Annotated in this window: 16 protein-coding genes; 7 read left to right on the top strand and 9 right to left on the bottom strand. The window is 39.4% G+C overall.

Annotated features, from left to right (window positions below; all coding sequences use genetic code 11):
• Position 1: 1 nt before the first annotated feature.
• From J500_RS05870 to J500_RS05895, 6 genes are all read right to left on the bottom strand, one after another.
• Positions 2-403: a hypothetical protein gene (locus J500_RS05870; RefSeq protein ID WP_004988206.1), complete on the bottom strand. Its 402-nt coding sequence runs from the start codon at positions 401-403 to the stop codon at positions 2-4.
• Positions 396-701 (bottom strand): YcgL domain-containing protein, encoded by a 306-nt coding sequence (locus J500_RS05875; protein ID WP_004988209.1) that lies wholly within the window; start codon positions 699-701, stop codon positions 396-398. The genes J500_RS05870 and J500_RS05875 overlap by 8 nt, the downstream gene beginning before the upstream one ends.
• A gap of 111 nt (positions 702-812) precedes the next feature.
• Positions 813-1,955: a ribonuclease D gene (locus tag J500_RS05880; protein WP_004988211.1), complete on the bottom strand. Its 1,143-nt coding sequence runs from the start codon at positions 1,953-1,955 to the stop codon at positions 813-815.
• A 253-nt stretch (positions 1,956-2,208) separates the two neighbouring features.
• Positions 2,209-2,805, bottom strand: coding sequence for a recombination mediator RecR (recR, locus tag J500_RS05885; protein ID WP_004988213.1), 597 nt, complete (start codon positions 2,803-2,805; stop codon positions 2,209-2,211).
• Positions 2,806-2,829: 24 nt separating this feature from the next.
• A complete protein-coding gene (locus J500_RS05890) occupies positions 2,830-3,159 on the bottom strand; it encodes a YbaB/EbfC family nucleoid-associated protein (protein ID WP_004988215.1) in 330 nt (109 codons plus the stop codon).
• A gap of 34 nt (positions 3,160-3,193) precedes the next feature.
• Complete coding sequence (locus tag J500_RS05895; protein WP_004988216.1) at positions 3,194-4,384, bottom strand: O-succinylhomoserine sulfhydrylase; 1,191 nt, start codon at positions 4,382-4,384, stop codon at positions 3,194-3,196.
• Between the two features lie 143 nt (positions 4,385-4,527).
• Between J500_RS05895 and J500_RS05900 the strand changes: the two genes are divergently transcribed.
• The 5 genes from J500_RS05900 (at position 4,528) to J500_RS05920 (ending at position 8,724) form a co-directional block, all read left to right on the top strand.
• The gene (locus J500_RS05900; RefSeq protein WP_125625211.1) at positions 4,528-5,625 is read left to right on the top strand and encodes an alpha/beta fold hydrolase; all 1,098 of its coding nucleotides are present in this window, start codon (positions 4,528-4,530) and stop codon (positions 5,623-5,625) included.
• A gap of 3 nt (positions 5,626-5,628) precedes the next feature.
• Positions 5,629-6,501, top strand: a complete 873-nt coding sequence (locus J500_RS05905) for an NAD(P)-dependent oxidoreductase (protein WP_034698741.1) — start codon at positions 5,629-5,631, stop codon at positions 6,499-6,501.
• A gap of 84 nt (positions 6,502-6,585) precedes the next feature.
• Complete coding sequence (locus tag J500_RS05910) at positions 6,586-6,855, top strand: YARHG domain-containing protein (protein ID WP_004988220.1); 270 nt, start codon at positions 6,586-6,588, stop codon at positions 6,853-6,855.
• 113 nt (positions 6,856-6,968) lie between these two features.
• On the top strand, positions 6,969-7,382 hold the full coding sequence (locus J500_RS05915) for an HIT family protein (RefSeq protein ID WP_034698828.1): 414 nt from the start codon (positions 6,969-6,971) through the stop codon (positions 7,380-7,382).
• A 253-nt stretch (positions 7,383-7,635) separates the two neighbouring features.
• Positions 7,636-8,724: a porin gene (locus J500_RS05920; RefSeq protein ID WP_004998292.1), complete on the top strand. Its 1,089-nt coding sequence runs from the start codon at positions 7,636-7,638 to the stop codon at positions 8,722-8,724.
• 85 nt (positions 8,725-8,809) lie between these two features.
• Here J500_RS05920 and tsaD read toward each other — a convergent pair whose 3' ends face one another.
• Complete coding sequence (gene tsaD / locus J500_RS05925; RefSeq protein ID WP_004998293.1) at positions 8,810-9,826, bottom strand: tRNA (adenosine(37)-N6)-threonylcarbamoyltransferase complex transferase subunit TsaD; 1,017 nt, start codon at positions 9,824-9,826, stop codon at positions 8,810-8,812.
• A 145-nt stretch (positions 9,827-9,971) separates the two neighbouring features.
• Between tsaD and rpsU the strand changes: the two genes are divergently transcribed.
• Together rpsU and J500_RS05935 are read left to right on the top strand one after the other, a co-directional pair.
• The gene (rpsU, locus tag J500_RS05930) at positions 9,972-10,187 is read left to right on the top strand and encodes a 30S ribosomal protein S21 (protein WP_001136722.1); all 216 of its coding nucleotides are present in this window, start codon (positions 9,972-9,974) and stop codon (positions 10,185-10,187) included.
• Between the two features lie 31 nt (positions 10,188-10,218).
• Positions 10,219-10,665, top strand: a complete 447-nt coding sequence (locus J500_RS05935; protein WP_004988228.1) for a GatB/YqeY domain-containing protein — start codon at positions 10,219-10,221, stop codon at positions 10,663-10,665.
• Between the two features lie 112 nt (positions 10,666-10,777).
• On the opposite strand, the gene J500_RS05940 is transcribed toward J500_RS05935, so the two are convergent.
• Together J500_RS05940 and J500_RS05945 are read right to left on the bottom strand one after the other, a co-directional pair.
• The gene (locus tag J500_RS05940; RefSeq protein ID WP_034698744.1) at positions 10,778-11,137 is read right to left on the bottom strand and encodes a hypothetical protein; all 360 of its coding nucleotides are present in this window, start codon (positions 11,135-11,137) and stop codon (positions 10,778-10,780) included.
• A gap of 110 nt (positions 11,138-11,247) precedes the next feature.
• Positions 11,248-12,660 carry a M48 family metalloprotease gene (locus J500_RS05945; RefSeq protein ID WP_227613819.1) on the bottom strand — a complete coding sequence of 471 codons (1,413 nt, stop codon included), beginning with the start codon at positions 12,658-12,660 and terminating at the stop codon, positions 11,248-11,250.
• Positions 12,661-12,728 lie beyond the last annotated feature (68 nt).

A 12,728-nucleotide genomic window follows, 5' to 3' on the forward strand; every position in this document is an offset into this window, starting at 1 on the left:
CTTAAATGGACGCGCGACTTTCATCAGAAGCCACTTTGTTCATGCGATATTTCGACCACAAATAGCCCACAATTAACCCCACCCCAATGACCAAAAGAATAAGCGATACATTCGCCCATATCAGTGTTTGCTCTTTGGTTAAAACACCAAATAACACCCCAAAAATAGCAGGTGCGATTTCTGCATTTGCACCATCAGAAACAGTCGGTGTCGCTAAAATTGCAAAAAGAACGATCCAACTAATTCCACCCAAGAGATGAGGAAGTCGTTTTGCCACACCATACCAACACCATAAGACAATAATGGTTCCCACGACATAGACTGTCACAGCAATACTATCTTCTGGAACTGAATCAAGTGAGGACAACAGGCCGTTCCATATTGCACTGAGTTGATCAAGCACCTCTTAACCCCTCTGGTTCATCGGTTGGATTGATAAATCCTTCTGGTGGCATTTGAATAAAAAAGCCAGTGGTTTGTAGTGAATCCATCACATGTAACACGTTGACACGCGCCAGTTTTCGTGACTGAGAAAGTTCAAGATGCATGACAAATGTTGGTCGACCAAAAGCCTGACGGATCGTTTCAGGAACATTTTCTAAAGGATCTTTTCCTTCGACATCATCATTTGGATAGTCTGGACGAGCAATATAAATGTACATTTCATCTTTTTTGCTCGATCTATAAATATCACAGTGCATATTTTACTTAACTCTCATCACTTGCTAAAAAGCATACATCAAAAATTCGGTGGCGACATTAGCGAATCGTAACCCAACAGTCGTCCTGAAAGATCATTTGGCTCTCAAGACTTATCGCGCTACCTGCATTTGGTTCATTAAAAAATCTTCATCTTCACGCAGAATCTGGATCAGGGGCTGGGTTAATCGTTCATAACGCCAGCCGAGTAAATATTCTGGTAAATCTTGCTCATCCCCATGAAAAACAACGTGTTGATACAGTGCATTCATCCATTTTTTACGCAGTAGAACTTCTTTGGGAATTTCGGTCGTATCCACCACGTTTTGAATCAATTGTTGCATTTTCATGCTGACATTTTCTGAGCATTGTTTAATGGGTCGTGCCAAACGTAATGGCCATTCATTTTCTAGTGGCAGAAATTTAAGCAAATCCAGAATCGTTTTGCCATGTTCCCGAATAATATTTGGGCGAATATCTTTAATATGGGATAATTGGAAATTATTTTTTGGATTTTTCTCTACCAAATCAATCATGCTTGAATTTTTTAAAATAAAACTACGCGGCTGATTCAAGGCTTTAATCAGTTGTTCACGCCAGACACTAAGCTGCTGTAATTGCATCAATTGTTTACGTGAGTGACGATAATTTCCAATATCAGTATAAAGTAGATGAACAGGCGTTTCTCTGGCAATTTCTTTGGTTAGACTTTGACAATCTTCGAGTACAAAATCATATTTATTTTTTTGTTGTAATTGCGCTTTAAGCTGATCTGAAAGCTGAAACAAATAAATGACATCATTGGCTGCATAATTGAGTTGTTCAGTCGTTAAAGGCCGTGCCAACCAGTCTGAACGAGTCTGATCTTTGTCAATTTCAATATCTAAAATTAATTTCAGGGCATTTTGATAGCTGACCTGTAAACCATGCCCTAAAAATGACAAAGCAACTTGTGTATCAAATACATTTTCCAACACATCTTGCTGAGCATAATGATAAATCAGATCAATATCTTCACCACAAGCATGGAAAATATTTTGCTTGGCAAGATAGAGTTTATTCCAAAAAGGCGTTAAATCCAGAGCAGCACCATCGAGTAAATAGATTTGCTCATTCACATTAATCTGGAATACACCCAACTTTGGCCAAAGCGTATCAACTTTAATAAATTCGGTGTCCAAAGCATACTCTGGATATTGATCCATTTGCTGAAGAACGTGAGCAAAATCATCTTGCTGCTGAATAAAATGAAACATGTTTTCTCGATTTAACAACTAGCGCAGTTAACTGCGTCTGTATATATAACACTACAATTTGAGAATATTCTAGCCAAAACGTTATTAATGCTTTATTTTTTGAACGAAATTATCATTATATTTTTTAATTAACTTTTTAAGCCCTTTCTCTCTCAAATAAATTTCAGTTTTGTATCGCTTTACAACATGAAGAATCAATCCAGAGTCTGGTTTAATTTGAACTTAAAAGCTAAAAGTATGAAACAAGAATGCCTCATTTCATACGCATACGATTATGAACGGCCTGACTTAAAGTATGGCTATCGACATATTCAAGTTCACCACCTTGCGGTACGCCTTGAGCAATACGCGTCATATTCAGTGGTAAGTGCTTGGTAGCTTCTACCAGATAATGCGCGGTTGCCTGACCTTCTACAGTCGCATTGGTCGCCAAAATCACTTCTTCAATCTGCCCTTCACTTAGACGCTGAATCAGATAAGGAATGCCGATTTCTTCGGGACCAATGCCATCAAGTGGAGATAAATGCCCACCCAATACATGGTATTTCCCACGGAAACTACCGCTTTGCTCAATCGCCATGACATCGGCTGGAGATTCAACCACACACAACAATTGTTGATCACGATCATTGGAAAGACAAATATCACAAATTTCATTTTCAGTCAGAGAATGACATATTTTACATTCATGAATATGCGAAGAGGCTTCATGTAAAGCGTGTGCCAAACCAAAAGCACCTTCACGATTTTTCATCAGTAAATGTAATGCCATACGTTGAGCCGATTTCGGCCCAACGCTGGGTAAAACTCGTAATGCTTGAACAAGTTGTTCAAATCGATCACTAAACACAGATATTCCTCTGATAAAATCGGCTTAGAACATACCTGCTAAGCCAGGAGGTAAACCCATGCCTGAGTTTGCACTTTTCATTTTTTCATCCGCAACCAATTCTGCCTGACGAACGGCATCATTTACTGCGGCAGCAATTAAGTCTTCAATCATATCTGGTTCGTCTTGAAGTAAATCAGGACTGATTTCAACACGTTTAACCACAAAGCGACCCGTCATGGTTACTTTGACCAAACCGCCGCCTGCTTCTGCTTTAACCTCAGTATTAGCCAACTCTTCTTTTGCCTTTTTGGCATTGGCTTCCATATCTTTTTGCATGCGTTGTGCTTGCTGCATGAGCATATTAATGTTCATAAATTTTTCTCCAAAAGATTTAAAACTAATAAGTTCAAATTAAAGCTAAACCACGTTCAATATCGCGAATAATATCTGAAATATTTTCAATTCCTACAGAAACTCGAATTAAGCCTTCCTGTATGCCTGCTGCCTGCTTTGCTTCAGGTGACAATTTACCATGAGTCGTCGTGGCAGGATGGGTAATTGTTGATTTTACATCGCCAAGATTACCTGTAATCGAGATAAACTGAGTATTATCGATGACTTTCCACGCGCCTTCACGACCGCTTTTTACTACGAAAGAGACAATACCACCAAAGCCATTTTGTTGTTTGGCTGCACGCTCATGACCAATATGTTCAGGCAAACCCGCATAATACACTTTTTCAACTTTGTCGTGCTGATTAAGCCATTCAGCAAGCTGTTGCGCATTTTCACAGTGTGCTTTCATTCTTAAACGTAAAGTTTCCAGACCTTTTAAGAACACCCAAGCATTAAATGGACTCATCGATGGGCCCAGTGTACGCACCACACCAAATACTTCTTCGAGTAACTTATGGTTGCCTGTCACAGCACCACCTAAAGCTCGACCCTGTCCATCCAGATATTTAGTGGCTGAATAAACCACCAAATCTGCACCCAATTTTAAAGGTTGCTGCAAAACTGGCGTACAAAAACTGTTATCCACTACTAACATTGCATTTTGAGCATGAGCAATATCGGCCAAGAGTGGAATATCAGCAATTTCAGCCAAAGGGTTGGATGGCGACTCGATAAACAAAATTTTGGTTTCTGGGCGCATCGCATTTTTCCATGCATCCAGATCATTTAAATCGACAAAGGTGACATCAACACCAAACTTTGCGATATATTTTTCAAATAATGCCACGATTGAGCCAAAAACGGCACGAGAACAAATGACATGATCCCCTGCTTTTAAAAAAGCCATGCAAACAGATAAAATGGCACCCATACCAGAACTCGTCGCAACTGCACGTTCAGCTCCATCCATTGCAGCAAGACGTTTTTCAAACATGGCCACGGTTGGATTGGTAAAACGAGAATAGATATTTCCCGCCACTTCGCCAGAAAACTTGGCAGCCGCTTCTGCTGCATTTTCATATACGAAAGACGAGGTCAGAAAAATAGGTTCAGCATGTTCACCTTCAAAACTACGGGTATGCCCTGTACGGATTGCAAGAGTATCTAACTGGTATTCTAATTCATCGTTTTGGCTATGCATTGCTTTGTTCTCAGTCTAAAGACCGCTCAAGTGGAAAAACTGCCAACATTTTGAGCTTCTACGGTATTTAAGGTCAAGGTAAAAGATCAAATTATCGCTTAGACTTCATCCAAACTTTTTTGGATCTGAGAAATATGCAACGAATGGAATCATTCAAATCACTTATCCATCATCAGCAAATCAAACTTAAACATCTTTCAGCGCGTCTTTTTCATGAAGAATCTCTGGTTTTATCACAAACAACACCCTATCAAGTGATTGCAGAGTTTGGGCAGACGCGAGTTCGTTATTATGCAGCAGCCGAAAAATCTTATAAAGAACCCTTAGTTTTTGTTGCACCTTTGGCGATTAATATGGCGATTTATGATCTTTATCCTTATCGCTCACTGATTCAATACTTTCAAAAACATGGTTTTGATGTCTATCTGGTAGATTGGGGTCGTTTAACTTATCAAGATCGTCATCTCAATTTTTTATCTTTTGTCAGTAAAGCACTGCCTGAATATATTCAAGTGATTCGTGAACATTCTCAAAGTGATCAAATTTCACTGCATGGTTGGAGTATGGCGGGGATTTTTGTGTTGTTATACAGTGCGCTCAATCAGCCAAATTACGTTAAAAATTTGATTGTTTTAGGAAGCCCAATTGATAGTTATGCATCTGGACGCATTGGCAAACTTTATCAATTTATGCACAAAACTATCGATCGACATAAAAAATTACAGCAACGAATTTATAACGGACTACCCAAATGCTTAATTCACACCCCAGGAATTTTAAATGCGTTGGGTTTTAAAATTCTTGATCCGAAAGGCTGGATTGATGGTCATATACAACTTTTAAAAAACCTTGAAAATAAAAAACTGGTGCAAGAACATGCCACACTCGGTAATTTTTTAAATAATATGATCGATTATCCAGGTGGCATCAATCAGGACATGTTATTTAATGTCTGGCTACAAAATCCTCTTAAAAAAGGCATTATTCATCTTAAAGATCAAGTTATTGAATTAAAAAATATTCGATCATCATTGTTGGTGGGTGCAGGTCGTAGTGATCAATTGGTTACAGCAGATGCGGTAAAACCCCTCACCCAATTGACAAATAGTAGTGATGTCACGTTTACTCTAATTCCCGGTGGGCATTTAGGACTCATGTCCAGTCAGGCCAGTTCCGATGAGTTTTGGCCCATATTTAAAGATTGGCTCACACAACGTTCAACGCAGATAACAAAAGAGTAGATTATGGTTCAATCAGTTGCATTTATTGGTCTTGGCGCGATGGGTTACCGTATGGCATCGCATTTACCCAAACATTTCGATACCGTGTATGTCTGGAATCGCAATATGGACAAAGCCAAACAACATGCAGCTACATATGGAACTCAAGCGGTTGATTTAGCGCAAGCGGTACAGGCAGACATCATTTTTTCATGTTTACCGACCAGTGCTGATGTCGAACATTTGATCAATAGTGTCCAATTAAAATCAGGCAGCATTTGGGTCGACTGTACCAGTGGTGTACCTGATTCAGCTCGTAAACTCGCAACACAACTCAAAACTGAAAATATTGATTTTTTAGATGCGCCTGTCAGCGGCCAAACCATTGGTGCAGATAATGCAACATTAACGGTCATGGTGGGTGGAGATCAGGCTGCTTTTGAACGTGCGTTGCCCGCTATTCAGGCATTTGGAAAACTGATTAAACATGTCGGCACATCAGGCGCAGGTTTTGCGGTAAAAGCGGTCAACAACATGTTACTTGCAGTTAATCTATGGTCTGTTGCTGAGGGCTTTACCACACTGAAAGCGCATGGTGTCAATCTGACAGAAGCTTTGGACTGCATTAACACGTCAAGCGGAAAAAGTGGTGTGACCGAAACTGTATTGCCGCAACGTATTTTGAATCGTAGTTTTCCTGTGACTTTTGGATTACCACTACTCGCTAAAGATACAGGTATTGCACTAGATCTGGTTCGTGATGCCAACTTACCAGCGCCAGTAATTGCTTTAGTACAGAGTCTAATTCAAGCTGCCAGTCTTACTGCTGAAGAAAATAGCGACTTCTCAGCTGCCATAAAAATGTATGAATCGTGGAGTAAAATAACAATTGAGTAATGATTCAACATTGCTTTTTCCTGTAAAGCCCCTATATTTAGACATAGGTCGTTACATTTACACCGATGAAAAGAGGATACCCTCATGAATAAGTTCGCTGTTGCACTTTTTACTGGAATGATGACCCTTGCAGGTGTCTCAGTACACGCTGCAACATCCGACCAAGAATGCAAAAAACTTCAGGATGACTCTAACCTCATCTATGCATCAAAAGGTTTTTGTTTTAAAGATCCAGAAGCCAAAGCTAAATATGGAAATGAAAACTGTCATACCACCAAACCCAAATTTTCTGATAAAGAACAACAACGTCTTGACCAGATTGAACAGCGTCAGAAAGAGTTAAACTGTAAATAATAAATTTCTTTGATCACTGATTAGCCCCTCTTTATTTTTTTCAAAAAAGGAATAAAGGGCTTATGAAAGAAATCAAATATCAAAATGTATTCAGAGGTTTGAAGGATAATAATATGGCCTACGATGAGCAGAATATTTTTGCCCGAATCATTCGCGGTGAACTTCCAGCAATCAAGTTATATGAAGATGATCAGGTACTTGCATTTATGGACATTATGCCTCAGGCGGATGGTCATGCTTTGGTCATCCCTAAAACTCCTGCGGTGACTTTACTTGATTTACCCCCTGAAGCAGCGGCTTATACCATTCAAGTCGTACAAAAAGTTGCTCAAGCTATTGAAAAAGCACTGGATGCCAAAGGTATTGTTTTAATGCAACTGTCTGGTGAATCTGCGGGTCAAACCGTTCCACATGTGCATTTCCATCTGATTCCTAGCTCTATTCATCAATTGGGTCGTCATGCTGCACAAATGGGTGATCAGGAAAAAATTAAAACCCTTGCAGAAAAGATAAAAGCTGAACTTTGAGTAAAATTAACGTTTATAAAAATGGAGCTTAGGCTCTTTTTTTGTATAAAAATAATAAAATCAAATATTAAAATAAATTTCTATCCATCACCTGTCATCAAACTGTCACGTATTTTTCACCCATTTGTAACAAAGTTTAAAGATACTGCTTAGCAAGTTGGTGAGCTTCTGTAATTTTTTGTACATAAGCAAACTTTAAAAAAATAGTGAATTTGGTCATATGCCACTGAACTTGTGTTTTGGAGAAATCTCAATGAAAAAATTGCTTATCGCTGCCGCAGTATCAACGCTTAGCATCACCGCAGCGCAAGCAGCGCCAACTTTGTACGGTAAACTTAATGTTACCTTAGACCAAGTTGACAACAGTGATTTTGCAGGAAATGATGTCACTGCACTTAATTCAAATGCTTCACGTATCGGGGTAAAAGGTGAAGAAAAATTAACAGACAAAGTATCTGTTGTATACTTGGCTGAATGGGCAATCTCTACAGATGGTTCAGGTTCAGATACCGACTTAAGTATGCGTAACCGCTTTTTAGGTTTAAAATTCAATAAAATCGGGACTTTAAAAGCGGGTCGTTACGATACTTATTTTAAAACAAATGCGGGTAACAACCAGGATATCTTCAACGATCACACGATCTTGGATATGACTTCTGTTCTTCATGGTGAAGAGCGTTCAAATAACGCGATTGGCTTTGAAACAGATAAAGAGCTGATTATTCCAGGCTTACAGTTCAATATCATGGCGCAACAAGGCGAAGATACTAAAACTGATAATACGAGCTTGGGTAAAGAAGGTAAGCGTGATGGCTTTGGAGATGGGATCTCAACTTCTTTAACTTATGAAAATAAAGATTATGGCTTGGCTGCTGGTATTGCGGGGAATTTTGGATTAGCTGGGAAATATAATGCCTACAGTCTTTCTGGTATCTATTCAGACGCTGTTCGTGTAACAGGTTCTATTGATTTGGCAAAAGCAGGTGTCGATGGTTTAGTATTTGGTGCTTTATGGCAAAATGCAAAACCTACTGATGACACAGTATCTACTACAAGTGGTACAACTGTGAAATCATATAAAGGTCTTGAAGAAGATGCGTGGGGATTGACAGCGGCTTATGCGATTGCATCTACACCTTGGAAAATCAAAGGTGAATATATTCAATCAAATACGTCTTCAGACAACCGCCCAGATCTTAAAATTTCTCAATATGGCTTAGGCGTAGATTACAACTTCAATAAACAAGCACGTTTTTATGGCGTATTGGCTCAACAAAAACGTGACCAGACAGCTGATGATAAGAAAACTGTGGTGGGTGTAGGTATGGAATATAACTTCTAATACTTCGCTACAAAAAAATAAAAGGGTACAGTCCATAGATTGTGCCCTTTTATTTTTAATTGATTTTTAAATGCTTTTTCTGTGCTTATATTGCATTCGGATTTTTAAGCTCAGTCATCGGCCATCTTGGTGTTGTGGTCACTTCAAGCCCATCGTGTTGTCCAGCCTTTAAACGCTCATACCCTGCAAAAGCGATCATGGCGCCATTATCGGTACATAAAGCGGGTTCTGCATAATAGACTTGGGCTTTAATCTTTTGCAAAGACGTTTCTAATTGTTCACGTAAGCGCAGATTTGCACTAACACCACCTGCAATCACCAATCGTTTTAATCCCGTTTGCTTTAAAGCTTTGACGGATTTTTTAACCAGAGTATCCACAATCGCTTCTTGAAAGGATGCCGCAATATCTGCATTACGATTTTCTTCGCCCAATTTTTTTAGCTGAACTGAAACCGCTGTTTTTAAACCACTAAATGAAAAGTCCAATCCTTGATGTAACATGGGGCGCGGAAAATCAAAAGCTTGAACATCTCCTTGTAAGGCTAATTTTGCAATATTTGGCCCACCGGGATAAGGTAACTCCATCATTTTTGCGACTTTATCAAATGCTTCACCTGCTGCATCATCAATAGATTCACCAAGTAGTTCGTACTGACCAATGCCATAAGCCGCCATTAGCTGGGTATGACCACCAGATACAAGTAGTGCAACAAAAGGAAACGCTGGCGGTGTAGTAGACAATAATGGCGCAAGCATATGCCCTTCCATGTGATGCACACCTATCGCAGGTTTATTCAATGCCAACGCCAATGTTCGTCCAAACAATGCACCTGTCATCAGCGCACCCATTAAACCTGGACCACGGGTATAGGCGACTGCATCAATGTCTTTTTTATCGATTTGACTTTGCGCAAGCAGTTCGTTCAATAATGGAATAAGTTTACGTACATGATCACGTGAGGCTAGTTCTGGCACCACACCACCATATTCCGCATGGAGTTTGATTTGACTGTAAAGCACCTGTCCACGCAGTCCTTGCTCGCTATCGTAAATCGCCAAGCCAGTTTCGTCACAAGAGGTTTCCAAGCCTAAAACAATCATTAAAATGCCTATATTTTTACGACTAAAATTCTGCCAACGCTATTATAGACTTGTGATATCAGTTGTAAATGAGTAAAATACTGAGCTTCACTTGTCATCGAGGCAATCCTGCGCTCGATGTTATCCATAATCTAGAGGATTTTACATGCCACAAGTTAAGTTGAAAGAAGGCGAACCAGTTGACGTAGCAATCCGTCGTTTCAAACGTTCATGCGAAAAAGCTGGTGTTTTAGCTGACGTTCGTAAGCGCGAGTTCTACGAAAAACCGACTCAAGAACGTAAGCGTAAAAAAGCTGCTGCTGTTAAGCGTTACCAAAAGAAATTGGCACGCGAATCTGTACGTACTACTCGCCTTTACTAATTAATTTGTGATTGACTGTCTGGATAATTAAATGACTACTTTGAAGAACCAAATAACTGAAGTTTTAAAAGCCACTATGCGTGCTAAAGAAATGAATAAGTTAACGGTGATTCGTGGTTTACAGGCAGCAATTAAGCAAATCGAAGTCGATGAGCGCGTAGAGCTTGACGATTCGCAAGTTCTTGCGGTCATTGAAAAGCAAATTAAACAGCGTAAAGAATCGGTCAAAGCCTTTGAAGGCGCAGGCCGTGATGATTTAGCTAGTAAAGAACAAGCCGAAATTGAGGTGTTATCCCAATTTCTACCAGAAGCTATGACTGAGGAAGAGCTTGATTCTCTCATTGAGCAAACGATTGCTGCTCAAGGTGCTACTAGCATGAAAGATATGGGTAAGGTGATGAACTCTCTACGTCCGATCATAGCCGGACGTGCCGATCCTGCACAAGTATCTGCAAAAATTAAAGCAAAACTAGGCTAATTGATATTTAGCTTCATTTGCCACTTCTCTACTTCACATACAATTTTTAGAATGGATTGATGAGATTCATATTAAATGAGTCAACTATAAATTTCTTTCTGAATGTATTTATTTATTGCAAATGACACTGAATATTATATTTCTTTAAAATTTGCATTTCTTTTGATGCCATCACTTGATTAATAAAATCCTGTTTTGTCATTTTCGCATAAGAAAGCGGTAAGTCCGATCGATATTGATCATTAACCTGATATAAATCTTGCACATATTGATTCACAATGCCACAAAATTGCGTTTGTTGTGTTGGAGTAAACTGCGTCTGTTGTGGATTGAGTGAGCGTAAAAAATGACGCATATCCGTATTATAAGTATTCGAAATTTTTTCTACTGAGCGTATATAGCGTTCAGGCGGTGCCGCAAAAATTGACTGCCCCAAAATCACTAAACTTAACAATAATGTGAATTTTTTCATAACTATAATCAATATGATACTTCTCATGTTAGCTTAATAGCTAAAATATTTTTTGCAACGTAAATTTCATATAGAAAGATGCTTTTAGATCAAACAAAGTTGTATTTAAATTAGATTTTCAATAACCGCTCTGACTGCATTTGTTTTAAACGATCTTCAATCTTGGCGCTCATGGCATTATTGCCTTTTGCTAAACGTTGGGCATGTAACATCGACTTTATCGCATTTTCCTCATAACCAGACCAATATTCTACTTCAGCTCGATAGCGCAAGACATTGACGGTTCTTAGCGATGATTGGGTATCTGCATTGGCAGCTTGTTGTAGTAATCGCCATCCTTCGATGTCTTTATTATTGGTATTGATAAATCGTTGTACTAGTGTCTGTGCTTCGGCACTTTTACCTTGTCGAATCAGGATTTCAGCGAGTTTATATGCTAAAGGACGATTTTCGGGCATGGTGCGCTGGGTATTAATCATGGACTGATATGCATCCTCTAATTTATTTTGATTTAAATAAATATCAGCCTGTAAGATGCTAATCAGAGTATTGCTCGGGAAAGTTGTCTTTACCCCATCAAGCATTGTTTGCGCTTTGGCATAATCACCCTGATTGTTATAAAAAGCACTCATTGCCAGTTGAGCAGGTTTGTTATTTTGATTCACTTGAATCTGCAACAATTGTTCTGTGACTTGATTGGTTTCAACCAAGGTATACCATTTTAAAATCTGAAAATCAGGATCGTACAATTTGGACTTCACTTTAGGAAACTGATTGGCACGTAAGCGCGATTCACTCATCCGTTCAGATGTCAGTGGATGCGTCATCCAAAAATCAGGCAGATAGCTTAATCGACTTGTAGAACGATTCATAGTTTCAAAAAAATCAGCCATACTTTGTGGATTATAGCCCGCCGCATACATATATTGCATGCCTATACGGTCTGCCTCGCGCTCCTGATTACGACTATAAGTCAACTGATTGTCCATCAAAGCAGCTTGTGTACCCAACATGACTGCCGCCCCAGCATCCGATTTGGTCTGTGCAGCAATTGCAGCACCCACTAAAATCCCTGCAAGTGCTAATAAGCCCTGCCCCTTAAATGCTTCTTGTGATCGACTATAATGTCGCTGACTGACATGGGCAATTTCATGCGCCATTACCCCTGCAACTTCATCAATATTGTGCGCAGACGCAATTAAACCTGAATTTAAGGCAAATAGTCCACCCGGAACAGCAAATGCATTAATTTGTGGATCATTGACTACCACCATTCCAATCGGCTGACCAAGCTGCGTCTGACTGAGTATTTGAGCGAACACTCGAAAAAACTGATCCTCAAGCCATGGATCATGCAAAATAGGCAACTGCCTTTGAACCTGACGGTATACTTTCTCTCCAATCATTTTTTCTTTTTGTTGATCGATCAACCCGATACCGCTACCAATTTCAGGCACTTCTACCTGAGAAGTGGCAGATTGATAGAAATAATCGGAATGTGCCTGCGCAACTCCAGTCAGCATAGATAACGTCAAAACAGTTGCCACATGTTTCAAATCATGATCTCTCATCAAAAATAAGGGATAACTGA

This window comes from Acinetobacter sp. 479375 (genome assembly GCF_000581715.1).
In the GTDB taxonomy this organism is placed as follows: domain Bacteria; phylum Pseudomonadota; class Gammaproteobacteria; order Pseudomonadales; family Moraxellaceae; genus Acinetobacter; species Acinetobacter ursingii.

Coding starts and splice junctions, on each gene's coding strand:
- J500_RS05875 (WP_004988209.1), bottom strand. CDS start 701: ATGCACTGTGATATTTATAGATCGAGCAAAAAAGATGAAATGTACATT.
- J500_RS05880 (WP_004988211.1), bottom strand. CDS start 1,955: ATGTTTCATTTTATTCAGCAGCAAGATGATTTTGCTCACGTTCTTCAG.
- J500_RS05890 (WP_004988215.1), bottom strand. CDS start 3,159: ATGAACATTAATATGCTCATGCAGCAAGCACAACGCATGCAAAAAGAT.
- J500_RS05895 (WP_004988216.1), bottom strand. CDS start 4,384: ATGCATAGCCAAAACGATGAATTAGAATACCAGTTAGATACTCTTGCA.
- J500_RS05900 (WP_125625211.1), top strand. CDS start 4,528: ATGGAATCATTCAAATCACTTATCCATCATCAGCAAATCAAACTTAAA.
- J500_RS05905 (WP_034698741.1), top strand. CDS start 5,629: ATGGTTCAATCAGTTGCATTTATTGGTCTTGGCGCGATGGGTTACCGT.
- J500_RS05910 (WP_004988220.1), top strand. CDS start 6,586: ATGAATAAGTTCGCTGTTGCACTTTTTACTGGAATGATGACCCTTGCA.
- J500_RS05915 (WP_034698828.1), top strand. CDS start 6,969: ATGGCCTACGATGAGCAGAATATTTTTGCCCGAATCATTCGCGGTGAA.
- J500_RS05920 (WP_004998292.1), top strand. CDS start 7,636: ATGAAAAAATTGCTTATCGCTGCCGCAGTATCAACGCTTAGCATCACC.
- tsaD (WP_004998293.1), bottom strand. CDS start 9,826: ATGATTGTTTTAGGCTTGGAAACCTCTTGTGACGAAACTGGCTTGGCG.
- rpsU (WP_001136722.1), top strand. CDS start 9,972: ATGCCACAAGTTAAGTTGAAAGAAGGCGAACCAGTTGACGTAGCAATC.
- J500_RS05935 (WP_004988228.1), top strand. CDS start 10,219: ATGACTACTTTGAAGAACCAAATAACTGAAGTTTTAAAAGCCACTATG.
- J500_RS05940 (WP_034698744.1), bottom strand. CDS start 11,137: ATGAAAAAATTCACATTATTGTTAAGTTTAGTGATTTTGGGGCAGTCA.
- J500_RS05945 (WP_227613819.1), bottom strand. CDS start 12,660: ATGCTGACTGGAGTTGCGCAGGCACATTCCGATTATTTCTATCAATCT.